Source organism: Pseudomonas sp. C9D1, from assembly GCF_056491235.1.
Window position 1 is genome coordinate 108,067 of the sequence record NZ_JBSZIE010000001.1, and the last position, 23,595, is coordinate 131,661.

24 protein-coding genes are annotated in these 23,595 nt (G+C 69.1%); 12 read left to right on the top strand and 12 right to left on the bottom strand.

The features are described from left to right. Positions 1 to 2: 2 nt before the first annotated feature. From ACXI0U_RS00490 to ACXI0U_RS00520, 7 genes are all read right to left on the bottom strand, one after another. Positions 3 to 1,631: an ABC transporter permease gene (locus tag ACXI0U_RS00490; RefSeq protein ID WP_479549577.1), complete on the bottom strand. Its 1,629-nt coding sequence runs from the start codon at positions 1,629 to 1,631 to the stop codon at positions 3 to 5. Further along, on the bottom strand, positions 1,628 to 2,698 hold the full coding sequence (locus ACXI0U_RS00495) for an ABC transporter ATP-binding protein (protein WP_479549578.1): 1,071 nt from the start codon (positions 2,696 to 2,698) through the stop codon (positions 1,628 to 1,630). The genes ACXI0U_RS00490 and ACXI0U_RS00495 overlap by 4 nt, the downstream gene beginning before the upstream one ends. 174 nt (positions 2,699 to 2,872) lie before the next feature. Next, positions 2,873 to 3,619 carry a PAS domain-containing protein gene (locus ACXI0U_RS00500; RefSeq protein WP_479549579.1) on the bottom strand — a complete coding sequence of 249 codons (747 nt, stop codon included), beginning with the start codon at positions 3,617 to 3,619 and terminating at the stop codon, positions 2,873 to 2,875. Between the two features lie 171 nt (positions 3,620 to 3,790). Continuing rightward, the gene (gene ispA / locus ACXI0U_RS00505; protein ID WP_021216766.1) at positions 3,791 to 4,678 is read right to left on the bottom strand and encodes a (2E,6E)-farnesyl diphosphate synthase; all 888 of its coding nucleotides are present in this window, start codon (positions 4,676 to 4,678) and stop codon (positions 3,791 to 3,793) included. Continuing rightward, complete coding sequence (locus ACXI0U_RS00510) at positions 4,675 to 4,917, bottom strand: exodeoxyribonuclease VII small subunit (protein ID WP_021216765.1); 243 nt, start codon at positions 4,915 to 4,917, stop codon at positions 4,675 to 4,677. Before ACXI0U_RS00510 ends, ispA begins: the two co-directional genes overlap by 4 nt. Positions 4,918 to 5,074: 157 nt before the next feature. Further along, the gene (locus ACXI0U_RS00515) at positions 5,075 to 5,833 is read right to left on the bottom strand and encodes a sulfite exporter TauE/SafE family protein (RefSeq protein ID WP_435634521.1); all 759 of its coding nucleotides are present in this window, start codon (positions 5,831 to 5,833) and stop codon (positions 5,075 to 5,077) included. A 121-nt stretch (positions 5,834 to 5,954) separates the two neighbouring features. After that, positions 5,955 to 6,209, bottom strand: coding sequence for a DUF2790 domain-containing protein (locus ACXI0U_RS00520; RefSeq protein ID WP_479549580.1), 255 nt, complete (start codon positions 6,207 to 6,209; stop codon positions 5,955 to 5,957). A 285-nt stretch (positions 6,210 to 6,494) separates the two neighbouring features. Between ACXI0U_RS00520 and ACXI0U_RS00525 the strand changes: the two genes are divergently transcribed. The 9 genes from ACXI0U_RS00525 to ACXI0U_RS00565 all read left to right on the top strand — a co-directional run bounded on the left by ACXI0U_RS00525 (position 6,495) and on the right by ACXI0U_RS00565 (position 14,552). Beyond that, positions 6,495 to 7,514: a beta-ketoacyl-ACP synthase 3 gene (locus ACXI0U_RS00525; RefSeq protein WP_479549581.1), complete on the top strand. Its 1,020-nt coding sequence runs from the start codon at positions 6,495 to 6,497 to the stop codon at positions 7,512 to 7,514. Next, the gene (locus ACXI0U_RS00530; protein WP_479549582.1) at positions 7,514 to 8,521 is read left to right on the top strand and encodes an NAD-dependent epimerase/dehydratase family protein; all 1,008 of its coding nucleotides are present in this window, start codon (positions 7,514 to 7,516) and stop codon (positions 8,519 to 8,521) included. Before ACXI0U_RS00525 ends, ACXI0U_RS00530 begins: the two co-directional genes overlap by 1 nt. Then, a complete protein-coding gene (locus tag ACXI0U_RS00535) occupies positions 8,518 to 9,372 on the top strand; it encodes an MBL fold metallo-hydrolase (protein WP_265170415.1) in 855 nt (284 codons plus the stop codon). Before ACXI0U_RS00530 ends, ACXI0U_RS00535 begins: the two co-directional genes overlap by 4 nt. After that, on the top strand, positions 9,362 to 10,720 hold the full coding sequence (locus ACXI0U_RS00540; RefSeq protein ID WP_431483369.1) for a F390 synthetase-related protein: 1,359 nt from the start codon (positions 9,362 to 9,364) through the stop codon (positions 10,718 to 10,720). The genes ACXI0U_RS00535 and ACXI0U_RS00540 overlap by 11 nt, the downstream gene beginning before the upstream one ends. Beyond that, positions 10,708 to 11,862 carry an ATP-grasp domain-containing protein gene (locus ACXI0U_RS00545; RefSeq protein ID WP_431483370.1) on the top strand — a complete coding sequence of 385 codons (1,155 nt, stop codon included), beginning with the start codon at positions 10,708 to 10,710 and terminating at the stop codon, positions 11,860 to 11,862. Before ACXI0U_RS00540 ends, ACXI0U_RS00545 begins: the two co-directional genes overlap by 13 nt. Next, positions 11,859 to 12,998 carry a hypothetical protein gene (locus ACXI0U_RS00550; RefSeq protein WP_431483371.1) on the top strand — a complete coding sequence of 380 codons (1,140 nt, stop codon included), beginning with the start codon at positions 11,859 to 11,861 and terminating at the stop codon, positions 12,996 to 12,998. The genes ACXI0U_RS00545 and ACXI0U_RS00550 overlap by 4 nt, the downstream gene beginning before the upstream one ends. Next, complete coding sequence (locus ACXI0U_RS00555) at positions 12,995 to 13,996, top strand: Rieske 2Fe-2S domain-containing protein (protein WP_479549583.1); 1,002 nt, start codon at positions 12,995 to 12,997, stop codon at positions 13,994 to 13,996. The genes ACXI0U_RS00550 and ACXI0U_RS00555 overlap by 4 nt, the downstream gene beginning before the upstream one ends. 125 nt (positions 13,997 to 14,121) lie before the next feature. Continuing rightward, positions 14,122 to 14,265, top strand: a complete 144-nt coding sequence (locus ACXI0U_RS00560; RefSeq protein ID WP_374979806.1) for a type II toxin-antitoxin system RelE/ParE family toxin — start codon at positions 14,122 to 14,124, stop codon at positions 14,263 to 14,265. Then, the gene (locus tag ACXI0U_RS00565) at positions 14,265 to 14,552 is read left to right on the top strand and encodes a HigA family addiction module antitoxin (protein ID WP_265170421.1); all 288 of its coding nucleotides are present in this window, start codon (positions 14,265 to 14,267) and stop codon (positions 14,550 to 14,552) included. The genes ACXI0U_RS00560 and ACXI0U_RS00565 overlap by 1 nt, the downstream gene beginning before the upstream one ends. A gap of 76 nt (positions 14,553 to 14,628) precedes the next feature. Here ACXI0U_RS00565 and ppa read toward each other — a convergent pair whose 3' ends face one another. From ppa to ACXI0U_RS00585, 4 genes are all read right to left on the bottom strand, one after another. After that, positions 14,629 to 15,156, bottom strand: a complete 528-nt coding sequence (gene ppa, locus ACXI0U_RS00570) for an inorganic diphosphatase (RefSeq protein ID WP_021216753.1) — start codon at positions 15,154 to 15,156, stop codon at positions 14,629 to 14,631. A 78-nt stretch (positions 15,157 to 15,234) separates the two neighbouring features. Beyond that, on the bottom strand, positions 15,235 to 16,053 hold the full coding sequence (locus ACXI0U_RS00575; protein WP_021216752.1) for a M90 family metallopeptidase: 819 nt from the start codon (positions 16,051 to 16,053) through the stop codon (positions 15,235 to 15,237). A gap of 4 nt (positions 16,054 to 16,057) precedes the next feature. Further along, a complete protein-coding gene (locus ACXI0U_RS00580) occupies positions 16,058 to 16,723 on the bottom strand; it encodes a DedA family protein (RefSeq protein ID WP_021216751.1) in 666 nt (221 codons plus the stop codon). A 243-nt stretch (positions 16,724 to 16,966) separates the two neighbouring features. Continuing rightward, positions 16,967 to 17,425, bottom strand: a complete 459-nt coding sequence (locus tag ACXI0U_RS00585; protein WP_111260722.1) for a GNAT family N-acetyltransferase — start codon at positions 17,423 to 17,425, stop codon at positions 16,967 to 16,969. A gap of 193 nt (positions 17,426 to 17,618) precedes the next feature. On the opposite strand from ACXI0U_RS00585, the gene ACXI0U_RS00590 reads away from it, so the two are divergent. Beyond that, a complete protein-coding gene (locus tag ACXI0U_RS00590) occupies positions 17,619 to 19,751 on the top strand; it encodes an acetyl-CoA hydrolase/transferase C-terminal domain-containing protein (protein ID WP_479549584.1) in 2,133 nt (710 codons plus the stop codon). A gap of 8 nt (positions 19,752 to 19,759) precedes the next feature. On the opposite strand, the gene ACXI0U_RS00595 is transcribed toward ACXI0U_RS00590, so the two are convergent. Further along, complete coding sequence (locus ACXI0U_RS00595) at positions 19,760 to 20,761, bottom strand: diaminopimelate epimerase (protein WP_479549585.1); 1,002 nt, start codon at positions 20,759 to 20,761, stop codon at positions 19,760 to 19,762. Between the two features lie 154 nt (positions 20,762 to 20,915). Here ACXI0U_RS00595 and ACXI0U_RS00600 point away from each other — a divergent pair, with 154 nt between their 5' ends. After that, positions 20,916 to 21,299, top strand: coding sequence for a DUF2946 family protein (locus tag ACXI0U_RS00600; RefSeq protein WP_021216748.1), 384 nt, complete (start codon positions 20,916 to 20,918; stop codon positions 21,297 to 21,299). A gap of 106 nt (positions 21,300 to 21,405) precedes the next feature. Then, a complete protein-coding gene (locus ACXI0U_RS00605) occupies positions 21,406 to 23,553 on the top strand; it encodes a TonB-dependent copper receptor (protein WP_479549586.1) in 2,148 nt (715 codons plus the stop codon). The last annotated feature ends 42 nt before the right edge of the window (positions 23,554 to 23,595 follow it).

Here is a 23,595-nt window from a genome sequence, read left to right on the forward strand (position 1 = left end):
GTTCAGAAGACCTTGATGCGGAACACCCGGGTGGCGATGACCACCGGGACCAGGGTGAGCAGGACCAGCACCAGCCCGTAGGCCGCCGCCTGGCCCTGGAGGCCGGTTTCCACCAGGCGGAAGACCTGGATGGTGATGGTCTCGCGGCCGGCCGAGTACACCACCAGCGAGGCGCTCAGCTCGGCGACGATGGTGGTCCAGGTGAGTACCGCCGCGGCGGCGACGGCGGGCGCCATCAGCGGCAGCACCACCTTGAAGAAGGAGCGCAGCGGCGGCACGCCGAGGCTGATGGAGGCCTCCTCGATGGAATCGGGGATGTTGTAGAGGGTGGCCGAGGCGCTGCGCACGCCGAAGGGAAAGCGGCGGATGACGAAGGCGACGACGATGATCGCCGCCGTGCCGCTGAGGGCCAGCGGGCCGCTGTTGAAGGTCATCACCAGGCCGATGCCGAGCACCGTGCCGGACATGGCCAGGGGCAGCATGGCGAGGTAGTCGATGGCCGGGGTGAGCAGGTTCTTCTTCTTGATCACCAGGTAGCTGATGACCACGCTGAGCAGGATGCCCACCAGGGTCGCCAGGGCGCCGTAGGCCAGGGTGTTGAGGATGGGTTCCGGGCTGCGCAGCAGGACCCGTTCCAGGTTTTCCAGGGAGAACTGGCCCCAGTGCATCACCGGCCCCCGCGAGCGGGTGAAGGCGCTGGCCAGCACCGTCAGCAGCGGCAGCGAGGAGACCAGGATGAACAGCGCCGTGGCCGCGCCCAGCAGCGCGCCGCGTACCCCGCGCAGGCGCTGGGCCGGGGCGCTGCGGCCCTGGACGATCTCGTAGCGCTTGCGCCCCACCAGCCAGCGCTGGAGGAACAGCACCCCGGCGACGATGGCGATGGACAGGGTGGCCAGGGCGCTCTGCAGGCCGGCGTTGGTGCCCATCTCGGAGACGAAGCTCAGGTAGGTGAGCACCGAGAGCAGCTGCACCTTGCCGCCCAGCAGGGTGGCGATGGCGAAGTTGCCCACCACCAGGGTGTACACCAGCAGCCCGGAGGCCAGCACGGCGGGCAGCACCACCGGCAGCATCACCTGCAAGCGCGCCTTGGCCGGCGGCACGCCGAGGCTCTGGGCGGCTTCTTCCAGCTGGGCGTCGAAGCCGCGGATGGCGGCCAGGGTGCCGAGGTAGATGTAGGTGTAGTAGACCAGGCTCATCACCAGCACCAGGCCGGGCCAGCCGTAGAAGCTGGGCAGGGCGAGGCCGAGGTGGTCCTCCAGGGCGCGGGTGAGCAGGCCGTTGTTGCCGAGGATCATCAGCCAGGTCTGGCTGACGATCACCTCCGGGACCACCAGGGTGCACACCGGCAGCACCGCCACCAGGGCCTTGCCGGGGAAGTCGAAGCGCGCGGTGACGTAGGCCAGGGAGACCCCGAGCACGCTGGCGCAGCCGGTCACCAGGGCGCCCAGCAGCAGGGTGTTGCCGAGGGCGCGCAGGTAGCGCGGCTCGTCCAGCAACTGGGCCCAGCCGTCGCCGGCACCGGCCACGCTGCCGTGCAGCAGGTTGGCCAGGGGCCAGAGCAGGAACACCAGCAACAGCCCCAGGGCGAACAGGGCGAGGAGCAGCCAGGGGGAGGGCAGGCGCCGGTTCATCGGGCCACCACCCGGAGCTGTGCGGGGTCGAACTCCAGGCTCACCGGCTGGCCTTCGTGGAAGCCGTCGCCGTCGGTGCCGAAGCGGTCGACGTTGAGCTGCTGGGCGTCGGCCAGTTCGATGCGGTAGCTGGTGCGGTTGCCCAGGTACTGCTTGCGCCGCACCTGGCCGGCCAGGCAGTTGCCGGCGCCCTGGCCGATGGGGTGCAGGCGGATGCTTTCCGGCCGCGCCACCAGGTGCACGTCTGGCAGTGGCAGCGCGGCCTCGGCCCGGGCCTGCAGGGGCTGGCCGGCCACCAGCACGCGGATGCCGGCGTCGCCGGCCTGCTCCAGCACCCGCGCGGCCAGCAGGTTGGCCGAGCCGATGAAGTCGGCGGCGTAGGTGCTGGCGGGGGACTGGTAGATGGCCTGGGGGCTGCCCAGTTGCTCGATGCGACCCTTGCGCATCAGGGCGATGCAGTCGGAGAGGGCCAGGGCCTCTTCCTGGTCGTGGGTGACGAAGACGGTGGTGATGCCGATCTCCCGCTGCAGGTCGGCGATGGCGGCGCGGATCTGCAAGCGCAACTGGGCGTCGAGGTTGGACAGCGGCTCGTCCATCAGCAGCACCTCGGGCTCGATGGCCAGGGCGCGGGCCAGGGCCACCCGCTGCCGTTGGCCGCCGGAGAGGGCGGCGGGGTGGCGCTCGGCGAAGCCGCTCATGCCGACCCGCTCCAGGTATTCGCCCACCGTGCGGCGCAGGGTCGCCGCGTCGGTCCGGCGGGCGCGCAGGCCGTAGGCGACGTTGTCGAACACGGTCTTGTCGGGGAACAGGGCGTAGTCCTGGAAGACCATGCCGATGCCGCGGCGGTGGGCGGGGACCTGGGTCATGTCGACATCGCCGAAGGCCAGGCGCCCGCCGCTGGGGCGGATGAAGCCGGCGATCACCCGCAGCAGGGTGGTCTTGCCGCAGCCGCTGGGGCCGAGCAGGGTGAAGAAGCTGCCGTCGGGGATGTGCAGGTCGAGGCCGTCGATGACCCTGATCCCGCTGCCGTAGCTGACCTCCAGCTGGCTGATGCTGATGGATGACATCGCACTCTCCGTTCGCGTGTTTGTTCTTGTTGGCGCGGGGGCGGTGCCTGGGCGGGCCGCCCCGGGGCGTCGTTGCACCCCGTGGATGGGCCTACTGTGAACGGGGCGCGGGCCGGTGGCTTGATCGATTCGCCCGGTTGCGGTGCGTGGTTCGGCACAGCCGGCCGCCCGCCCTCAGGCGCGGCAGCGGTCGCGGTACTGGCTCGGGGAAAGCCCGGTAAGGGCCTTGAACTGGCGGCTGAAGGCGCTGTGGTCGGCATAGCCGCAGCGGTAGGCGATCTCGGTGATGGGCAAGTCGCCGGCCAGTAGCTGGGTGGCGGCGCCCAGGCGCGCCTTGTGGATCATTTGCCGGGGGCTGAGCTGGAAGATGCGCTTGCACAGCCGGCCGAGCTGGGAGGCGGAGAGCCCGGCGATGGCGGTGAGTTCATCGAGGCTGATGGGCTCGGCGAAGTGCTCGCGGATGTGGGCGTCCACCGCTGCCAGGCGTTGGAAGGCGGGGTGGCTGGACTGTGGCGCCTGCAGGTCGTAGGAGATACCGGCCACGCCGATGACCCGCTGCGCCGGGTCGCGCAGGGCCAGCTTGTGGGTCAGGCACCAGCCGGGCTTGCGGCCGGGGTAGAGGTGCAGCTCCAGCTGGTCGCTGAGCTGGTCGCCGGCCTCCAGCACCTGGCGGTCCTGCTCGGTGTAGAGGTGGCCGAAGCGGCGCGGGAACACGTCTTCGGCGGTGCGCCCCAGCAGCGGCGCCTTGTCCTTGAAGCCGCAACGCTGGGCGAGGGTCTGGTTGACCAGCACGTAGCGGGCGTCCAGGTCCTTGACGAAGAACACCACGTCCGGCATCGCGTCCAGCAGCGGTGCGACCTGTTCCAGGCTGCGCAGCAGGGCGGGGAGATCCGGGGTGATGGGGAGCTGATCGAGCTGCATCGTTCACGCCGAAGAGTCGTTGGCCATGGGCTTCGGACGCTGAACCTAGCCTGGGCCCTTCTGCGGGCACCAGATGAGGAGCGCCCCCGGAAGGGCGCGCTTTTGCGTATTCGATGGACGGAAGGTGACGGGTTGGCGTGGCGGTATTTCCCGCCGGGCGTGGAACGCGGGTCAGCTGCGCCGTTCGACGATGTAGCGGGCCAGGTCGCGCAGCGGTTCGGCGGCCTCGCTGAAGGGGCGCAGGGTGTGCAGGGCCATGTCGCGCAGTTCCAGGGCGTAGGCCTTGGCGTCGTCGAGGCCGAGCAGGGCGGGGTAGGTGGGCTTGTCGCTGGCCTGGTCCTTGCCCTGGGTCTTGCCGAGGGTGACGGTGTCGCTCTCGACGTCGAGGATGTCGTCCTGCACCTGGAAGGCCAGGCCGATGGCCTGGGCATAGGCCTGCAAGGACTTCATCGATGAATCGTCGGCATTGCCACTGGCCAGGGCGCCAAGGCGCACGCTGGCTTCGATCAGGGCGCCGGTCTTGTGCCGGTGCATCACTTCCAGGGCCTTCTGGTCGAGCCGCAGGCCCACCGAGCCGAGGTCGATGGCCTGGCCGCCGACCATGCCGGCGGGGCCGGCGGCACGGGCCAGGGTGCCGACCATGGCCAGGCGCGCATCGCTGTTCTGCGGGTTGAGGCGACGGTCCGCCAGCACTTCGAAGGCCAGGGTCTGCAGGCCGTCGCCGGCGAGGATGGCGCAGGCTTCGTCGAAGGCCTTGTGGGTGGTGGGCTTGCCCCGGCGCAGGTCGTCGTCGTCCATGGCCGGCAGGTCGTCGTGGACCAGGGAATAGGCGTGGATCAGCTCCACCGCACAGGCAGCGCCGTCGGCACGGTCGAGATCGCCACCCAGGGCTTCGCAGGCCGCATACACCAGCAGCGGGCGCACGCGCTTGCCGCCATTGGTGACGCTGTAGCGCATGGCCTCGTACAGGCGTTGCAGTTCAGGGCGGGGGGCGTCGAACAGGGTTTCCAGGGCGGCGTCGACGCGCGCCTGGCAGCGGGACTGGTAGGCCGCGATCATGCCTGCTCGTCCGCGTCGAAGGGGGCCTCTTCCAGCTCGCCGTCGCGCTCCAGGAGGATCTGCACCTTCTGCTCGGCCTGGCTCAGCGCACCCTGGCATTCGCGGGTCAGGCGGATGCCCTGCTCGAAGGCGCCGAGCGAGTCTTCCAGCGACAGCTCGCCGCTTTCCAGGCGCTCGACCAACGCTTGCAGGTCGGCGAGGGACTGTTCGAAATCGGGGGTGGCTTTCTTGCGGGCCATGGCGGGCATCTCAGGGCAGTTCGGAACGGGCGGACACTAGCAGAGCCGCGCCCTTGCGGGCAAATGAACGGGAGGGTTTTCAGGGCTTTTCCGTCGCTCCGGCAGGAGGCGGAACCCTCTTCGTTGAACGTGGCAAACACGCCTGTGAGGATGAACCCTACGCCGTAATGAAGTAGTAAGCCGTCATTCCCGCCCCCACGGCGATCACCAGCCAGCGTAACCAGCGGCTCGGCAGGCGCCTGGCCAGCGCGCCGCCGGCATAGCCGCCGCAACTGGCGGCGCCGAGCAGCACCGCCAGCTCCGCCCAGCTGACCCGCCCCGCTGCCACGAAGGTGACCACGGCGACGCTGTAGATGGTGCTGGAGAGCAGGTTCTTCAGCGCATTGGCGCGCAGCAGCGGGTGCCCTTCGATGGAGAAGGCCGCCAACTGCAGGATGCCCATGCCCGCGCCGAAGTAGCCGCCATACACCGCCACCAGCGCATGGGCCAGGCCGCCCGCGACGCCGTGGCGGGGCAGGGCGCCGGCTTCGCGCTGGCGGTTGACCAGCCGGCTCAGCCAGGGGCTGGCGGCGAACAGCAGGGTGGCGGCCAGCAGCAGCCAGGGGATCAGCCGGCGGAACACCTCGTCGCCCCCGGCCAGCAGCAACAGGCCGCCGCCCAGGCCGCCCAGCAGGGAGATCGCCACCAGCGGCAGCAGCCAGCGGCCCAGCGGGCGCAGCTGGTCACGTGCCGCCCAGCTGGCCGCGAGGCTGGCGGGCCACAGGGCCACGGCATTGGTGGCGTTGGCGGTCACCGGCGGCAGGCCGGCAGCCAGCAGGGCAGGGAAGGAGAAGAAGGTGCCGCCGCCCGCGAGGGCGTTCATGCCGCCGGCAGCGAAGCCGGCGAGCAGCAGCAAGAGGATATCGGCGAGGGTCATGGCAACGGCGCAAAAGGGCGGAGCTTACGCAGCGGGCGCCGTCGAGGCAAAGGCGGGGGCCGTCATGCGCCGGCCGGCCCCGGGCCGCTCGCCCTTGGGGCGAGGCGTATCGCGCGTGGGCTCAGCTGTTGAAGCAGGCGTCGGATTGCTTGGTGTAGCTCACGGCATGGGTCGTGCCCTGGGAGTCGATGTAGGTCATCGTCGCCTCCACCAGTTCGCAGGTGAGCGGGTGGGGCTCGTCGATGGACACGACCTTGGCTACGTCCAGGTGCATGCCGTAGACGAAGGGCTCGGCCTGGGCCGCCCCGTCGGCATGCGCGCCGCTGGCGAGGGTCACGAACAGCAGCGCCGTGGCGCCGCAGGCAAGGGCTTTCATGGTGTTTTCCTCTTCGGGTGGTTCATGGCCACCATGAGAAACCATGGCACGCCGGGGAAAAAGCGAGGTGCCGAAGAAGGGCTTTTTCGGATGGCGTAACAATCCGCTCCGATCCTTTGCCGCAGGCCGGGAATTGAGACCGGTGAAATTGTTTCGGCCGGGGGCGTTGCCGTATGCTCGGCCGATTCTCTCCAGGGCTCATCTGCCCTTGCCAGTGGCCCCTGTGTGGGCACTGCGGCGGCGCCACGCCGCCGGGACGGCTCAACTTATCCAAACGGAACTTGAATGCAGACTTCACCCCCCGCGCACCTGCCCGCCAGGCCCGTATCCATACTCGGTTCCGGGCACGCCTTGCCCGAACGCATCGTTACCAGCACCGAGCTGGATACCCGCCTCAACCTGCGCGCCGGCAGCGTGGCGCGTATCAGCGGGGTCATCCAGCGGCATGTCGCCAGCCCCCGGGAGACCGCTGCCAGCCTCGGCGCCCTGGCGGCCCGTCGCGCCCTCGCCGCCGCCGGCCTGGAGCCGCAGCAGGTGGACCTGGTCGCCTGCGCCAGCGGCACCATGGACCAGGGCATGCCCAGCAACGCCGCGCTGCTGCACCTGGAACTGGGGCTGGGGCAGTCGGGCATCCCGGCGCTGGATGTCAACGCCAGCTGCCTGGGCTTTCTCGCCGCCGTCGATACCCTGTCCTGGCCGCTGAGTGCGGGGCGTTATCGACGCATCCTGCTGGTCTGCTCGGACATCGCCTCCTGCGGGCTGGACTGGCAGCAGGTGGAGGTCTGCGGGATCTTCGGCGACGGTGCCGCTGCGGTGGTGCTGGGCCTTGGCGATGGCGGGCCGAAGATCATCGCCTCCAGCCTGCGCACCTATTCCGAAGGCGCGCACCTGTGCGAAATACCCGGTGGCGGCTCGCGCTATCACCCGCGCCGCATCGATGTGCCCTTCGAGCCGCTGACCAGCTTCGCCATGCACGGCAAGGGCGTGTTCCGCCTGGCGGCCAAGCACCTGCCCGCCATGAAGGACGAGCTGCTGAGCCAGACCGGGCTGAGCCAGGCGCAGATCGACTGGGTCATCCCCCACCAGGCCAGCCACCGCGCCATGCAGCACGCGGCGCGGCGCCTGGGCTTCAAACGCGACAAGGTCATCGACATCTTCGCCATGCACGGCAACCAGGTCGCCGCCTCGCTGCCCACGGCGCTGGATATCGCCATCCGCGACGGCCGCATCCAGCGCGGGCAACGCTTGCTGCTGATCGGCACCGGCGCGGGCCTGTCCCTCGGCGGCATGATCCTGGAGTACTGATGAAGATTCTGGTTACCGGTGGCAGCGGTTTCGTCGGCCGCCATATCGCCTGGCGCCTGGCGGCCGAAGGCTGCGAGGTGGTCTTCAGCGGGCGCAATGCCACGGCGGCGGCCGAGGTGATCCAGCACAGCCCCGGCCCCCTGCGCTGGGTGCCGGTGGAGCACGGCTCCCCGACGGCGGCCGCGACCTTGCGGGAGGCCAGCCAGGGCTGCGCGGCCATCGTCCATTGCGCGGCGCTGTCCTCGCCCTGGGGCTCGGTCCAGGCGTTCGCGGATGCCAACGTGGCGTCCACCGAGGAGGTGCTCCAGGCCTGCGAGGCCAATGGCGTGAAGCGCCTGGTGCACATCTCCACGCCGAGCCTGTACTTCGCCTTCCGCGATCGCCTCGGCGTGCGCGAGGACGAGGCCCTGCCGCCACCTGTCAACGAATATGCCCGCAGCAAGGGCCTGGCCGAGGAGCGGGTGCGCGCGGCCGGCCTGCCCGAGGCGGTACTGCTGCGCCCGCGCGCGGTGTTCGGCCCCTGGGACGGCACCCTGATGCCGCGCCTGCTGCGGGTCATGCAGCGTGGGCCGATCCCGCTGATGCGCGGCGGGCGCGCGCAGCTGGACCTGACCTGCGTCGACAACCTGGTCCAGGCGATCTGGCTGGGCCTCAACCAGCCGTTGCCCAGGGCCCTGTGCACCTACAACGTCAGCAACGGTACGCCGCTGGCCTTCGAAGACCTGCTGCACAAGGTCGCCGCCGCCTTCCAGCTGGAGCTGCGTACCCGCCGGCTGCCCTGGCGGTTGGTGGACCTCATTGCCCGGGGCCTGGAAGCCAGCGCGCGCCTGCGCGACAGTGGCGAGCCGCTGATCACCCGCTACGGCGCCGGTGTGCTCGCCTTCAGCCAGACCCTGGACCTCCAGGCCCTCCACGACGAGCTGGGCTACCGCCCGGTGATCACCCAGGACGAAGGCATCCGCCAGCACGCGCAGTGGTGGCTGGCCCAACCAGGAGTACGCCCATGAGCCGCACCGTCAGTCTCAACATCCTGCGCGCCGGTTGGTGCCGGCACCTGGAGTGCATGGCGGACCGCGGCGGGCGCTGGGCGAAAACCGAGTTCCCGGCGCTCTGCGGGTTGATCCGCCACCCCGAGGAGGGCTGGCTGCTGTACGACACCGGTTACTCCGAGCATTTCTTCCAGGCCACCCAGGCATTGCCCGAGCGCCTGTTCCGCCAGGCGGTTCCCGTGGAGCTGCCGGTGCAGGAACGGCTGCACGCGCAATTGCAGGCCTTGGGCATCACCCCGGACGACATCCGCACGGTGATCATTTCGCACTTCCACAGCGACCATATCGCCGGGCTGCGGGACTTCCCCAAGGCCTCGTTCATCGCGCTCGACGCTGACCGCCGGCATATCGAAAGCCTGCGTGGCCGGCGCTGGCGCGCGACCCTGGGCGGCCACCTGCCGACGCTGCTGCCCGATGATTTCGGCGCCCGCGTGCGCCTGGCCGATGCGTGCCGCCGCTGTGATCTGCCAGCGTGGATGCAGCCCTTCGACCAGGGCTTCGACCTGCTGGGCGATGGCAGCCTGGTGGGCGTGCCGCTGCCGGGGCATAGCGAGGGCCAGCTCGGGTTGTTCATCCCCGATGCCCAGGGGCGCCCGGTGTTTCTGGTGGCGGATGCCTGCTGGTCGGTGCCCGCCTGCCGCGCGGGTCGGCTACCGGCGCCACCGGCCCTTTGGTTCGCCGGCCACGACGCTGGGCAGTACCGCCAGACCTATGCCGGCCTGGGGGCGTTGATCCGCAACGAGCCCGCCGTCGCCGTGCTGCCCTCCCACTGCACCCAGGCCTGGGAGGCGTTCGAGGATGAGCGCTGAGCGGGCCCTCGGCGCCCTGCGCAGCATCGCGAGTTTCATCCACAGCCGTTACCGCCTGCGCTTCACCCGACGCGAGCAACTGGAGGCCTGGCAGGCCAGGCAGCTGCGGCACTTCCTGCGGGACGTGCTGCCTCGTGCCGGGCGCTTCCAGGGGCGGGCCATCACCGACCTGGCCAGCCTGCCGCTGATGGACAAGGCCACGCTGATGGGGGACTTCGCCGGCTTCAACAGCCGTGGCCTGAGCCTGGAGGAGGTGTTGCCGATCGCGCGGCAGGCGGAGGCGTCGCGGGATTTCAGCCCGACCCTGGGCGATATCACTGTCGGCCTGTCGAGCGGCACCTCGGGCAACCAGGGCGTGTTCCTGGTCAGCAGCGAGGAGCGCCAGCGTTGGGCCGGCATCCTGCTGGCGAAAACCCTGCCCCGGCACCTGTTGCCGCGCCTGCTCGCACCCTGGCGCCCGGCCTTGCGCATCGCCTTCTACCTGCGGGCCAACAGCCGCCTGTACACCACACTGTCCAGCCGGCGGATCGACTTCGGCTTCTATGACCTGACCCTGGGGCTGGAGCCGTCGCTGGCGCGCCTCGAAGCCCATGCCCCCGATGTGCTGGTGGCCCCGGCCACCGTGTTGCGCGGGCTGGCCGAGGCGGCGCTCGCCGGGCGCCTGAGCATCCGCCCGAGCCATATCCTCTCGGTCGCCGAGGTGCTCGAAGCGGAGGATGCAGAAGCCGTGCGCAACGCATTCGGCGTGGCCCCGCAGCAGATCTACCAGGCCAGCGAAGGCTTCCTCGGCTACACCTGCGAGCGCGGCACCCTGCACCTCAACGAGTGCCACCTGCATATCGAGCCGGAGTGGCTGGATGCCGGGCGCACGCGCTTTCAACCGATCATCACCGACTTCTCCCGGCGCACGCAGATGATCGTGCGCTACCGCCTCAACGACGTACTGCGGGTGGCCGAGGCGCCGTGCGCCTGCGGGCGAGTCGAGCGGGCCATCGCCGCCATCGAGGGGCGCGCCGACGACATCCTCTGGCTGCCCGACCTGCCGGGCCGGCAGTTGCTCGCGCTCTACCCCGATGTGCTGCGCCGCACCCTGCTGATGCACGGGGCGGCCTTGCAGGAATACGAGATCCATCAGCGCGGGCTGGCGTGGCAGGTCAACCTGCGCGCCGCCGGCGACCACGACGACGCCTGCCTGGCGCTCGGCGACAGCATCCGCGCGCTGTGCGCCCAGTTGGCCGTGCGCCCACCGGCGCTGGGGTTCGGGCACTGGCAACCTGCGCCACCCGAGGCCAAGCGCCGCCGATTGAAACTCCTGGAACTGCCCGAGGGCCTGCCATGCACGTACTGATTCTCGGCGCCCGTGCGCCGGCCTGCCTGGAGTGGGCGCGTGCCTTCGACGAGGCTGGCTGGACGGTCAGCGTCGGCGATTCGCTGAGCCTGCCGCTCAGCCGCTTCAGCCGTTCGGCGCAGCATTTCGTGCGCCTGCCGGAGCCCCGGCAAAACCCGGCGGCCTGGGTCGAAGCGCTGGCGGCGGTGATCCAGGCGCAGGGCATCGACCTGTTGCTGCCGACCTGCGAGGAGGTGTTCTACCTCTCCCACGGCCTGGCAAGGCTGGCACCGCTGTGCCGAGTGCTGACCAGTGACTTCGCCCTGCTGCACCGCCTGCACCACAAGGGGCGCTTCGCCGCCATGACCGAGGGCTGGGCGCTGAGTGCGCCCGAAACCCACCTGCTGGCCGACAGCCAGGCCCTGCAACGCTTCGCCGGCGAGGCCGCGCAGTGGGTGTTCAAGCCGGCCTACTCGCGTTTCGCCTCGCAGACCCTGATCCGCCCCAGCGCCGTACAACTGGGCAAGGTCCAGCCGACGGCTGCGGCGCCCTGGGTGGCACAGCGCTTCATCGAGGGGCGCGAGCTCTGCAGCTTCAGCCTGCTGGTGGACGGCGAGTTGCGCGCCCACAGCTGCTATCACCCGCGCTACCGGGTGGGCCGGGGCTCGGGCATCTACTTCCAGCCCGAGCTGCCGCAACCGATCCGCGAGTTTCTCGAGCGCTTTGGCCGGGAAACTGGCTACACCGGCCAGGTGGGGTTCGACTTCATCGAAGACCGCGCCGGGCGTTTCCATGTACTGGAATGCAACCCCCGGGCAACCAGCGGCGTGCACCTGTTCGACGATCAGCGCCGGCAGCTGGTGGCCAGCCTGGGGGCTGCCTCCGGACAACTGCTGGAAGCCACGCCCGCACCGCGCATGGTCGCCCTGGCGGTGCTGTTGCTGGCGGCGCCGCAACGCGCCTTCAGCGCACCCTTTTGGCAGGACTACGCCGCCGCCCGCGATGTGGTGGTCCAGCAGGGGGACTACTGGCCCCTGACCACGCAGTTGCTGGGGCTGTCGGAAATCATCGCCCGCGCCCTGACCCGGCGTTGCGGCGTGCTGGCCGCCTCCACGGCGGACATCGAATGGAACGGCCAGCCTCTGGGCGAGGCGCCGCGATGAGGCTGCTGCCTGCCGAACTGCTCCTGGCCGAGCCCACAGGCGAGGGTGACAGCCTGGCGCGCACCTATGTAAAGGCCTGTGCCAGCGCGCGCCTGGTCGGCAATGTGACCACGCGCCTGGCGCTGCTCGACACCGGCACCCAGCAGTTCCCCGTCAGCATCACCGACGGTGGCGAGCCGGAAGGCAATTGCTACGTGGTGTCACCGCGCACCGCCTACAGCGGCTACGCCCGTGAAGAGATCAAGCGCCTCGGCAAGCCCTGGCTGACCTGGCCGCTCACCCTGCTGACCCTGGGGGTCGACCGCCTGCTGCGCCTGGCCAAGGTGGACAGGCTGGCGCAGGTGAACAACTGGCTGCTGTCCACCAACCTCTACCCGGCCGGCTGGGACCTCGATGAATTGCCGGCGATCACGGCACTGTTGAAGGCGGAGTTTCCCGACAGCGGCTTCGGTTTCCGCTCGCTCAACGACGCCAGCAACCGCGCGCTGCGCGAGCGGCTGGAGGGCCTCGGCTACCTGAGCATTCCCAGCCGCCAGGTCTACCTGTTCGATGGCCGTGCCGGAGGCGAAGCCGCGTTCCTCAAGCATCACAACACCCGCCTGGACGCCACCTTGCTGCGCCGCAGCCCCTATGACGTGGTGGATGGCGCGGCGCTGAGCGAAGCCGATTTCCAGCGCATCGAGCACCTCTACAACCTGCTGTACCTGGACAAGTACTGCCGGCTCAACCCCCATTACAGCGCCGCCTGGCTGCAGCGTGGCCAGGATCAGGGCTGGCTCGACATACGCGCCCTGCGCGGCCCTGACGGGCGGATCGACGGGGCGTTGGGCTGGTTCGCCAACGCGACGCTGATCAGCGCCCCGATCGTCGGCTACGACACCGCGTTGCCCCAGCGGGCCGGGCTCTATCGGCAACTGACGCGCCTGTGCCTGCAAGAAGCCGTGGAGCGCCGGGTGGTGCTGAACTTCAGCTCCGGTGCCGCCGGGTTCAAGCGCCTGCGCGGCGGGCAGGCGGAGATCGAGTACAGCCTGATCCACGTCGCCCACCTGCCCTGGCACCGGCGCCTGGTGTGGACCCTGCTCAGCCGCCTGTTGCATGGCATCGCCGTGCCGATGATGAAGAAGCTCAAGCTATGACTGCATCCGCCCGATGGTGGCCGGTGGCGCTCAGCCACGAACTCGGCAAGCAGCCCCTGGCCTGCCAGCTGCACGACCTGCCACTGGTGCTGTTCCGCGCGGAGGACGGCACGCCCGCCGCCTTGCCGGACCGCTGTCCGCACCGCTTCGCACCGCTGAGCGCGGGCCAGGTACGTGACGGCCAGATCGAATGCCCGTATCACGGCTGGCGCTTCGCCGCCGACGGGCGCTGCACCCGCGTGCCCGGCACCGAGCTGGAGCGCTGCGACAAGCCGCTGCTCGACAGCCTGCCCAGTTGCGAGGCCCATGGGCTGGTGTGGGTCAGCCCCGCAGGCGACCGGCCGGCTATCCCGCCGGTGGCACCGGCCGAGCAGCGGCAGGCTCTGGACACCTTCTGGATCACCGACGAGGTGGAATGCTCGCTGCTGGAGGCGGCGGAGAACTTCCTCGACGGCTTCCACACCCACTTCGTCCATGCCGGCTGGATTCGCCACGACCGGCAACGGCAAAGGATCAGCGCCCGGGTCCGCCCGCTGGCCGACGGCGTCGAAGCCCTCTACAGCGAGGAGGGCACACAGTCCGGGTTGATCTCGCGGCTGTTCGAAGGCGAACGCGGCATCAGCATGGGGCGCTTCCGCCTGCCCGGGCTGGCGGAAATCGAATACCGCGACCGCAAGGGCGGCCTCAACCTCCTGGTCAGCGCCTGGCTCGTGCCTGTCGGCAACGGCCGGCTGCGCCTGTTCGCCCGCATCGCCACCGCGCGCGGCTGGCTGCCCGCCGCGCTCAAACGCCTGGTGCTGCAGCGGTTGTTCGGGGTGATCCTGCGCCAGGACCGGCAAATACTCGAACAGGTCAGCGCCAACCAGCGGCGTTTCGAGCACCTGCCAGTGAAGCAGCTGGATGGCAGGCAGGACCTGCTTGGGCCGAGCATTCGGCTGCTGATCGAGGGCGATGAGCCGCTCGATTTCGAGGAGAGGCGGGTGGAGATCCGGCTCTAGGAAAGAGGGGAATATCGGGCCAGCCGAGGCGCCAGAAAGCGCTTCAGCACAGTTTCAGGTGTGCAGGCCGTTCATGCGAAACGGCTGCGGATGCAACTGGCGGCTTTGAGTAGAACGATGATGATATGGACGTTCCAGGCTTTCGCCTGCACCCACTCAAGGGCGAAATGCGCGGGCGCTGGTCGATCACGGTGAGTGGCAATTGGCGGCTGACCTTCGAGTTTCGCGACGGCAACGCCTATGTCCTGGATTATGAGGATTACCACTGATGAGCATGCACAACCCACCCCATCCCGGTGAGTTCATTACCGGTGTCTATCTGGAGCCGAACGGCTTCAGCGGTCGTGAATTGGCAGAAAAGCTAGGTGTTGCGCCCTCGACCCTGAGCCGTGTCCTGAAGGGTTCCAGCCGTGTCACGCCCGAGATGGCGCTGCGCTTGTCGGTCGCGCTGGGTCGTTCGCCGGAAAGCTGGCTGGCCATGCAGGATGCCTACGATCTCTGGATCGCTCGCCAGCATGTGGATCTGCAACAGGTAGGAAAGCTCGCCATCGCGTGACAACGCAGCACTGGAGACTTTTCCACAGGCAATAAAAAAGCCGGCTTGTGGCCGGCTTTCCATGAGAGGTCGGGGCTTACTTTTGGTAAGCCGCAACCGCTTTGACGATTTCGGCGCGGGCAGCGTCAGCATTGCCCCAGCCTTCGACCTTGACCCATTTGCCTTTCTCGAGATCCTTGTAGTTCTCGAAGAAGTGCTTGATCTGTTCCAGCAGCAGGGCCGGCAGGTCGGTGTATTCCTTGATGTCCACGTACAGCTGGGACAGCTTGTCGTGGGGGACGGCGATCAGCTTGGCGTCGCCGCCGGCTTCGTCGGTCATGTGCAGGACGCCGACCGGACGGGCACGGATCACGGCGCCGGGGGCGACGGGATACGGGGTCACGACCAGCACGTCCAGCGGGTCGCCGTCGTCAGCCAGGGTGTTGGGGATGTAGCCGTAGTTGGCCGGGTAGAACATCGGGGTGGCCATGAAACGGTCAACGAACAGGCAATCGCTGTCCTTGTCGATTTCGTATTTGATCGGCGCGTGGTTGGCCGGGATTTCGATAGCGACGTAGATGTCGTTCGGCAGGTCTTTGCCAGCCGGGATCTTGCTGTAGCTCATGGTCGACTCCCTGGGAATGGGCCAAAAAAAGTGGGCGGATTATATGCACATTCATTGGGCGGCGCCACGCCGTCGTGCTCATCCGTTGGTCGTGTTCCGATAGTCCGGGTGCTCGTCGATCAGGCGTGCCAGGCGCGTGGCCGGGTCCTGCCGGTAGAAGGCCGCGAGCTGCGTGTAGACGGCGGGGTAGGCGGCCTGCAGCAGGTCGGGGGCGCTGAAGAAGTACTCGCTGGTGACGGCGAAGAATTCCGCCGGGTCTTCCGCCGCGTAGGGGTCGATGGGCAGCTCGGCGTCTTCGTTTTCATCGAGGCGGGCGTTCATTTCGTCGTAGGCGGCCTGCATGGCCTCGGCCCAGTCGGATTGGCGCATGTCGCGGTGCAGCGGTGGCAGGCCGTTGGCGTCGCCGTTGAGCATGTCCAGCTTGTGTGCCAGTTCGTGGATCACCAGGTTGTAGCCCTCCCAGCCGCCGCTGGCCTGCACGCCGGGCCAGGCGAGCACCACCGGGCCGCGGAGCCAGGCTTCGCCGCTGTGCTCGGCGTCCCATTCATGGACGACGCCGGCGCTGTCGCGGTGGCGCTGGGGGCTGACGAAATCGTCGGGGTAGATCACCAGTTCGTGGAAGCCCTGGTACCAGCCCAGTTCTCCCAGGTGCAGCAGCGGCAGCTGGGCCTGGGCCGCGAGGATCAGGCGGTCACGCGGGGCGAGCTGGACGTCGCCCAGGAGGCTCAGGTGCTTGTCGTGGAGGAACAGCACGCTGCGTTCGCGCAGGCGCTGGTCTTCTTCGGCGCTGATGCCGTCGAGTATCGGCAACGCCTGGCGCACCTCGGCCCAGAGCGTGTCAGCGACCGGGTTGCGCGCCAGCGTGCGGCGCCGGCGCCAGTTGCGCAGGGACCACATGGGCTCAGCCCGGGCGCTCGGTGCTGTCGCTGGCGTCGGCCGGGCGCAGGTGGCGATGCACCACGCCGATGAACATGGGCACCAGGGACAGCAGGATGATGACGACCACGCCCACGGACAGGTTCTGCTTGATGAAGGGCACGTTGCCGAAGAAGTAGCCGAGGGTCACCAGGCCGCCGACCCAGAGGATGGTGCCGACGACGCTGAAGGCCAGGAAGCGCCCGTAGGGCATGCGGCCGACGCCGGCGACGAAGGGGGCGAAGGTGCGCACGATGGGCAGGAAGCGCGCCAGGGTCACGGTCTTGCCGCCGTGGCGGTCGTAGAACTCGTGGGTGCGCTGCAGGTAGTCGCGGCGGAAGATCTTCGAGTTGGGCTTGTTGAACAGCCGCTCGCCGGTCGTTCGCCCGATCATGTAGTTGGTGCTGTCGCCCATGATCGCCGCGAGCATCAGCAGGGCGCCGAGCACGATGGGGTCCATGGCGCCATTGGCGCAGATGGCGCCGGCGATGAACAGCAGGGAATCACCGGGCAGGAAGGGCATCACCACCAGGCCCGTCTCGCAGAAGATGACCAGGAAAAGGATGGCGTAGATCCAGGTGCCGTAGTTGCTGACCAACAGGTTCAGGTATTCGTCGAGATGGAGGATCAGGTCGAGCAGGTTGAAATCCATGGGGCGCCTTGTCGATTCTGCGGCGGCGGCTCTGCTGCCGGGCGAGCGGCATTATAGGGGCAAGCGATGTGGCAACGGCGAGCATCCGTCGCCACCTGTTCCAGCATGAAGGTTGCAACTGTTTCCATTGTTTTCCGCTGGATAGGCCCACAGGGCCGCTGCACCGGGTGGTGCGGGTTACGGTGCCGCTGGTGATCGGCTGGTGGCGGAGCCTGGGCGCCTGAGGGGCGCCCGGCGGGTGGATCAGTCTTCGTGGATCGGCAGGATGTAGTTGACGAACTCGCTGTCCTCGCGGAAGCCGATGGACTCGTAGACCTTCTTCGCCACCTCGTTGCCGGCGCTGGTGGAGACGCGCATGCGCACGGCGTTGGTTTCCTTGGCCATCTTCTTCGCGGTCTGCAGCAGGCGGTCGGCCACCAGCTGGCGACGGGCGTCCTCGGCGACATAGATGTCGTTGAGGATCCACACGCGCTTCAGCGACAGGGAGGAGAAGCTCGGGTAGAGCTGGCAGAAGCCCAGGATCTTGGTGTCGTCATCGTCGGCCAGGGCCAGGTAGATGATCGATTCCTTGCGGCTCAGGCGCTTCTCGAGGAACTTGCGCGAGGAGTCGGGGAAGGGCAGTTCGCCGTAGAACTCGCGGTATTTGACGAACAGCGGGTTCAGCAGGTCCAGGTGCTCCAGGGTGGCTTGGACGATGCGCATGGGTAGGCCTCGGCGTAGGTGGTTGGGGCTGGTAGGAATGCAGGTGCTATGCCAGCACCCGGTCGATGCTGCCTGAAAAATCCTGGAAAGCGCAATCCAAGCGAGCGTTTGAATCGCAGCCCGTCGCACGTTGAGCAAAAGCGCAGCCGTGCCGGTCCAACCCTGCATCGTCGATCTGCAAGGGAGAGGACAGGTGCCCAACTGCTCGCTGGAACAGGCCGTGGATGAAGTGCTGCGCCGGATCGAGGGGCCCATCCTCCTCGGCATCCCCCTGGGGCTGGGCAAGCCCAACCGCTTCGTCAACGCGCTCTACCAGCGCGTCAAGGCGCTGCCCGAGCGCCAGCTGACCATCTACACCGCACTGTCCCTGGCCAAGCCGCAACCGGCCAGCGAGCTGGAGCAGCGTTTCTCCGGCCCCTTCCTGCGTCGCCTCTATGGCGACTACATCGAACTCGACTACCTCAGCGACCTGCGCTGTGGCGAGCTGCCGGCGCACATCCGCGTCGAGGAGTTCTACCTGCAGCCGGCCAGCCAGCTGGACAACCCCCAGGCCCAGCAGAGCTACGTCAGCCTCAACTACAGCCAGGTGGCCCGCGACCTCGACCGCAAGGGCCTGAACCTGGTGGCGCAGATGGTCGCCGCGCGGCCGCAGAGCCCCGGGCGCTTCAGCCTCAGCTGCAACCCCGACATCACCCTCGACCTGCTGCCGCGCCTGCGTCGTCGCCGTGCGGCGGGCGAGACCATCCTCGCCATCGCCCAGGTGCACGAGGCGCTTCCTTATATGCCGGGCGACGCCGAGCTCGACGCCGGCGAGTTCGACCTGGTGCTGGATGCGCCCGAGCGCAGCACCCTGTTCTCCACCCCCAACCTGCCGGTGAGCCTGCAGGACCACGCCATCGGCCTGCACGCCAGCGCCCTGGTGCGCGACGGCGGCACGCTGCAGGTGGGCATCGGCGCCATGGCCGACGGCCTGGCCGCCGCGCTGGTGGCGCGCCAGGGGGATAACGCCGGCTACCGCGCGGTGCTGGATGGCCTGGAGGTGCCCCAGCGCTGGGGTGCGCTGGTGGAGGCCGAAGGTGGCCTGGCGCCCTTTGCCCAGGGGCTCTACGCCAACAGCGAGATGTTCCTGCTCGGCCTGCTGGTGCTGCTGGAAGCGGGCGTGGTGCGCCGTCCGGTTTACCCCGATGTGCGCCTGCAACGCCTGGCCAACGCCGGCATGCTGGACCCCCACGGCGCCGTGACCGACCTCGATGGACTGCTCGATGAACTGCCGCGCGTGCTGGATGGCGACAGCCTCGCCTGGCTGCAGCGCCATGGCCTGCTCGGCGAGGCCGTGCGCCTCGATGGTGGCCAGCTGCTGCTGGGTGATGGGCGCCGGCTCAGCCCTGATGTGGAGGACGCCGCCACCCGCGCGGCCCTGGTCGAGCAGCTCGGCCAGGTGCGTGGCGGGGTGCTGATCCATGGCGGCTTCTTCCTCGGCCCCGACGCCTTCTACCAGCGCCTGCGCGAGCTGGGCGACGGGCCGCTGTCACGCATCGCCATGACCGCCATCAGCTACGTCAACCGCCTGCACGGCGACGAAGAGCTCAAGCGCCTGCAGCGCCGCGACGCGCGCTTCGTCAACAGTTGCTTCACCATCACCCTGCTGGGCGCCAGCGCCGCCGACCAGCTGGAGGACGGCCGCGTGCTCAGCGGCGTTGGCGGGCAGTACGACTTCGTCGCCCAGGCCCACGAGCTGGAGGGCGCCCGCTCGATCCTGATGCTGCGCAGCTGGCGTGAGTCCGGCGGCGAGGCCAGTTCCAACATCGTCTGGGAATACGGCCACGCCACCATTCCCCGGCACCTGCGCGACCTGGTGGTGACCGAATACGGCATCGCCGACCTGCGTGGCAAGAACGACGCCGAGGTGATCGAAGCGCTGCTGCGCATCGCCGACTCGCGCTTCCAGGACGGCCTGATCGCCGAGGCGCAGAAGGCCGGCAAGCTGCCCGCTGACTTCACCCTCGACCCGCTCTACCGGCAGAACACCCCCTGGCGCCTGCTGGCGTTGCAGGCCGAGCATCCCCGGTTGTTCGCCGAATACCCGCTGGGCTGCGATTTCAGCCCCGAGGAACAGGACCTGCTGCGCGCCCTGCGCTGGTTGAAGAGCAAGCTCAAGCTCAGCGAGATCCTCGAACTGGGCATGGCCACCCTGTTCGACCTGCCGGAGCCCGCCGACTACACCCGCCACCTGCAGCGCATGGACCTGCACACGCCCAGCGGCCTGCGCGAGCAGCTCTACCAGAAGCTGGTGCTGGCCGGGCTCAAGGCCACCGCGCCGAGCTGAGCCCTGCCTCAACCCTCCAGGCGCGTTCCCACGCCGAACAGCCAGACGCCCACCAGGGCGTCGCCCTGCTGCTCCAGGCGCAGCGGCGCGGTGCCGCCGGGCATGCGCACCTGCACCTCGCCGGCCGCCACCAGCCCGGCCTTCCAGGCGGCGCTGGCTACGGCGCAGGCGCTGCTGCCGGAGGATTCGGTCGCCCCTTCGCCGCGTTCGAACACCCGCGCCTCGATGGCGCCATCCGCCGCCCGCGCCGCCCATTGCAGGTTGACCCCGGCGGGGCAGGGGTTGCCGGCACCGATGGGGGCGGCGTAGGCGATGCGCTCCAATGCCGCGTGGGGCACCGCGGCGCGCAGCCAGGGCATGGTCGGCAGCGCTTCGGGGTCGTCCAGCAGGGTCACGCAGTGGGGGTTGCCGATGCGCACGAACTGGCTGCGCTGCCATTCGGGGTTCACCTGGGCCAGGGCGTCGACACGGCTCAGCGGGTGGCCATGGAATTCGGCGGCGGCCACATGCTCGTCATCGGTACCCACCGCCTCGGGGCCGAACCCCGGTGCGCCCATCTGCAACCAGAAGCCCGAGTGCCCATCGCGTTCGGCGGGCTCGATGGGCGTAACCACCGGCGAGCCACCGCCGGGCTTGTCGTGGTGCACCTGCAGGACGAAGGCCTGGTTGGGCAAGACGTGGCCGTCGTCGAGCAGGGACTGGGCGAAGAGGGTCATGCCGTTGCCGCTGCGTTCGGTCAGGCTACCGTCGGTGTTGACGATCAGCAGGTCCCAGGGCGAAGCGTCACCGAAGGGGCCCACCAGCAGCCCGTCCGAGCGATGGCCCTTGGCGCCTTGCGGCCGCTCGCCCTCGGGCCAGGTGCAGAGGGCCTCGATGGCGGCGGCGCTCCAGTGCTCGCGCTGGCGTGCCGCGTCGGCGGCGTGCTGTGACACGGCGATACCGAGTTGGCGCAGCGCTTCGGGTGTGGTGACGACATAGCGGTTGCCGCGGGCATCGTAGAGGCGGGTCATCGGGGTTCTCGCTGCGGATGGGAGGTGCGACTGTAGCGGTTGTGACGCCGTTCCGGCCAAGCGGATTGCGGCGATCCATCCGACATCGGCTGCGGCAATCCACCACAAGGGCCGGCTTTCTCGCCGTGAAATTTCGGTGCTAGAGTCGCCGCCCATGAAAACCGCCCGCCACGACCGCTCGTTGATCGCCTGGATGCTCTACGCCTGCGTCCTGTTCAACCTGCTCGCCTGCGGTATTCACCACGGCCAGGCATTGGGCCTGGAACTCAGCGGGCTCGGTGGCGCCTTCTGCTCGGCCACCGGCAGCGACGGGCCTTCCGTCGACGGTGATCTGTCCGGCTCCCTGGCGCAGCTTTCAAACCTGGGTTTCAGCTGCCCGATGGGTAGCGCCGTCACCCTCGGCATCCTCTTCTTCCTCGGTCTGTTCTGGCTCCAGCGTCGCCGCGAGCTTCCGCGCCCGCCCCGGGACCGCCACACAGGCACGCCCCCCCGTTATTGCTGGCCCTCGGCCAATCCCCGCGCCTCTCCCTGCCTCTGAAATCACAACCCCGCGCCTGCGGCCGTCCTGCTGACGCCGCCGACCCGAGCTGCCCGTCGCCCGAGCGTGACGGCGCCAACGATTTCAGATCATGGAAAGCATCCACATGCACCAGCCTGTCCCCTGCCGCTCCAGCCGTTTCAGCTTCCAGCCCGATGCCGCGCGCCTGCGCTGGCGCCACGCCTTCGCCCTGGCCGCCGGCCTGGCCTTCGCCGCGGGCGCCGTCGCCCATGAACATGACCACGAGCAGCACGTGGCGCCCGTCGCGCCCGCCGCCGAACCGATCGAGGTCAGCGCCACCGTCATCACCGCCGTGCAACAGAGCTCGCCGCTGACCATCGTCACCGACCCGAAGGAGGCCCGGCAGCCGGTGCCGGCCAGCGACGGCGCCGACTACCTGAAGACCATTCCCGGCTTCTCCGCCATCCGCAACGGCGGCACCAACGGCGACCCGGTGCTGCGCGGCATGTTCGGCTCGCGCCTCAACCTGCGCACCAACGGCGGCCTGATGCTCGGTGCCTGCCCGGGGCGCATGGACGCCCCCAGCTCCTACATCTCGCCGGAGACCTTCGACAAGCTCACCGTGATCAAGGGCCCGCAGACCGTGCTCTGGGGCCCGGGCGCCTCCGCCGGCACCGTGTTGTTCGAGCGTGAGCCGGAGCGTTTCGGCGAGCTCGGCAGCCGCCTCCATGCCAGCCTGCTGGCCGGTTCCAACGGCCGCTTCGACCGCGTGCTGGATGGCGCCGTGGGCAACGAACTCGGCTACCTGCGCGCCACCGGCAACCATTCCCAGTCCGACGACTACGAGGATGGCAACGGCGACACCGTGCCCTCGCGCTGGGACAAGTGGAACGGCGACGTGGCCATCGGCTGGACCCCGGACGCCGACACCCTGGTCGAGCTCTCCGCCGGGCGTGGCAACGGCGAGTCCCGCTACGCCGGGCGCGGTATGGATGGCAGCCAGTTCCTGCGGGAAAGCCTCGGCCTGCGCTTCGAGCGCAGCAACCTCGGCGGCGTGCTCGACAAGCTGGAGGCGCAGGTCTACTACAACTACGCCGACCACGTGATGGACAACTTCCGCCTGCGCAACCCCGACCCGACCAGCTCGATGCCCATGCCGATGGCCTCGCAGGTGGACCGCCGCACCCTCGGCGCGCGCATGGCCGCCACCTTCAAGTGGAGCGAGGTGGAGCTGGTGGCCGGCCTCGACGCCATGCGCAGCGAGCACCGCAAGCGCGCCTCGCGCTACTCGATGATGAGCGGCACCTTCACCGACGCCGACCAGTTCCCCCGCAGCCGTGATGCGCTGATGCACAGCTACGGCGCCTTCGGCGAGCTGACCTGGTACGTGGAGGAGGGCGACCGCGTGGTGGCCGGCGCGCGCCTGGACCGCTCCGACGCCAAGGATTACCGCCGCACCCTGGGCATGATGGGCATGGCCAACCCGACCTTCGGCGATACCCGCGCCGACACCCTGCCCAGCGGCTTCGCGCGCTACGAGCACGATCTGGACAGCGCCACCACCCTCTATGCCGGCCTCGGCCATGTGCAGCGCTTCCCCGACTACTGGGAGCTGTACTCGCCCAACCAGGGCCCGGCCGGCTCGCGCAACGCCTTCGACGGGGTCAAGCCGGAGAAGACCACCCAGCTGGACTTCGGCGTTCAGTACAGCGAGGGCGACCTGGAGGCCTGGGCGTCCGGCTATGTCGGCCAGGTGCGCGACTACATCCTCTTCACCTACACTCCGGGGATGATGGGCGACACCTCGCGGGCCGATAACATCGACGCGCGCATCATGGGCGGCGAACTGGGCGCGGCCTACCGCCTGGACGAGAACTGGAAGACCGACGGCACCCTGGCCTACGCCTGGGGCAAGAACAGTTCCGACGGCCGTGCGCTGCCGCAGATGCCGCCGCTGGAAGCGCGCCTGAGCCTGGCCTACGAGCAGGGCGCCTGGAGCGCCGGCGCCCTGTGGCGCGTGGTGGCCGCGCAGAACCGCGTGGCCGAAGGGCAGGGCAACGTCGTCGGGCAGGACTTCGGCAGCAGCGGCGGCTTCGCGGTGTTCTCCCTCAACGGCGCCTACCGCCTGACCCGTGACATCAAGGTCAGCGCCGGGGTCGACAACCTCTTCGACAAGGCCTACGCCGAGCACCTCAACCTCGCCGGTGACGCCGGCTTCGGCTTCCCCGCCGAGCCCGAGGCGATCAAGGAGCCCGGCCGTACCCTGTGGACCAAGGTGGACTTCAGCTTCTGATAGGCTGAAAACGCCCCCGCGCCCAGCGCGGGGGAACACCTT

What these genes read in the sequence shown, in the direction of transcription:
- ACXI0U_RS00490 (WP_479549577.1), bottom strand. Translation starts at nt 1,631, where the DNA reads ATGAACCGGCGCCTGCCCTCCCCCTGGCTGCTCCTCGCCCTGTTCGCC.
- ACXI0U_RS00495 (WP_479549578.1), bottom strand. Translation starts at nt 2,698, where the DNA reads ATGTCATCCATCAGCATCAGCCAGCTGGAGGTCAGCTACGGCAGCGGG.
- ACXI0U_RS00500 (WP_479549579.1), bottom strand. Translation starts at nt 3,619, where the DNA reads ATGCAGCTCGATCAGCTCCCCATCACCCCGGATCTCCCCGCCCTGCTG.
- ispA (WP_021216766.1), bottom strand. Translation starts at nt 4,678, where the DNA reads ATGATCGCGGCCTACCAGTCCCGCTGCCAGGCGCGCGTCGACGCCGCC.
- ACXI0U_RS00510 (WP_021216765.1), bottom strand. Translation starts at nt 4,917, where the DNA reads ATGGCCCGCAAGAAAGCCACCCCCGATTTCGAACAGTCCCTCGCCGAC.
- ACXI0U_RS00515 (WP_435634521.1), bottom strand. Translation starts at nt 5,833, where the DNA reads ATGACCCTCGCCGATATCCTCTTGCTGCTGCTCGCCGGCTTCGCTGCC.
- ACXI0U_RS00520 (WP_479549580.1), bottom strand. Translation starts at nt 6,209, where the DNA reads ATGAAAGCCCTTGCCTGCGGCGCCACGGCGCTGCTGTTCGTGACCCTC.
- ACXI0U_RS00525 (WP_479549581.1), top strand. Translation starts at nt 6,495, where the DNA reads ATGCAGACTTCACCCCCCGCGCACCTGCCCGCCAGGCCCGTATCCATA.
- ACXI0U_RS00530 (WP_479549582.1), top strand. Translation starts at nt 7,514, where the DNA reads ATGAAGATTCTGGTTACCGGTGGCAGCGGTTTCGTCGGCCGCCATATC.
- ACXI0U_RS00535 (WP_265170415.1), top strand. Translation starts at nt 8,518, where the DNA reads ATGAGCCGCACCGTCAGTCTCAACATCCTGCGCGCCGGTTGGTGCCGG.
- ACXI0U_RS00540 (WP_431483369.1), top strand. Translation starts at nt 9,362, where the DNA reads ATGAGCGCTGAGCGGGCCCTCGGCGCCCTGCGCAGCATCGCGAGTTTC.
- ACXI0U_RS00545 (WP_431483370.1), top strand. Translation starts at nt 10,708, where the DNA reads ATGCACGTACTGATTCTCGGCGCCCGTGCGCCGGCCTGCCTGGAGTGG.
- ACXI0U_RS00550 (WP_431483371.1), top strand. Translation starts at nt 11,859, where the DNA reads ATGAGGCTGCTGCCTGCCGAACTGCTCCTGGCCGAGCCCACAGGCGAG.
- ACXI0U_RS00555 (WP_479549583.1), top strand. Translation starts at nt 12,995, where the DNA reads ATGACTGCATCCGCCCGATGGTGGCCGGTGGCGCTCAGCCACGAACTC.
- ACXI0U_RS00560 (WP_374979806.1), top strand. Translation starts at nt 14,122, where the DNA reads ATGGACGTTCCAGGCTTTCGCCTGCACCCACTCAAGGGCGAAATGCGC.
- ACXI0U_RS00565 (WP_265170421.1), top strand. Translation starts at nt 14,265, where the DNA reads ATGAGCATGCACAACCCACCCCATCCCGGTGAGTTCATTACCGGTGTC.
- ppa (WP_021216753.1), bottom strand. Translation starts at nt 15,156, where the DNA reads ATGAGCTACAGCAAGATCCCGGCTGGCAAAGACCTGCCGAACGACATC.
- ACXI0U_RS00575 (WP_021216752.1), bottom strand. Translation starts at nt 16,053, where the DNA reads ATGTGGTCCCTGCGCAACTGGCGCCGGCGCCGCACGCTGGCGCGCAAC.
- ACXI0U_RS00580 (WP_021216751.1), bottom strand. Translation starts at nt 16,723, where the DNA reads ATGGATTTCAACCTGCTCGACCTGATCCTCCATCTCGACGAATACCTG.
- ACXI0U_RS00585 (WP_111260722.1), bottom strand. Translation starts at nt 17,425, where the DNA reads ATGCGCATCGTCCAAGCCACCCTGGAGCACCTGGACCTGCTGAACCCG.
- ACXI0U_RS00595 (WP_479549585.1), bottom strand. Translation starts at nt 20,761, where the DNA reads ATGACCCGCCTCTACGATGCCCGCGGCAACCGCTATGTCGTCACCACA.
- ACXI0U_RS00600 (WP_021216748.1), top strand. Translation starts at nt 20,916, where the DNA reads ATGAAAACCGCCCGCCACGACCGCTCGTTGATCGCCTGGATGCTCTAC.
- ACXI0U_RS00605 (WP_479549586.1), top strand. Translation starts at nt 21,406, where the DNA reads ATGCACCAGCCTGTCCCCTGCCGCTCCAGCCGTTTCAGCTTCCAGCCC.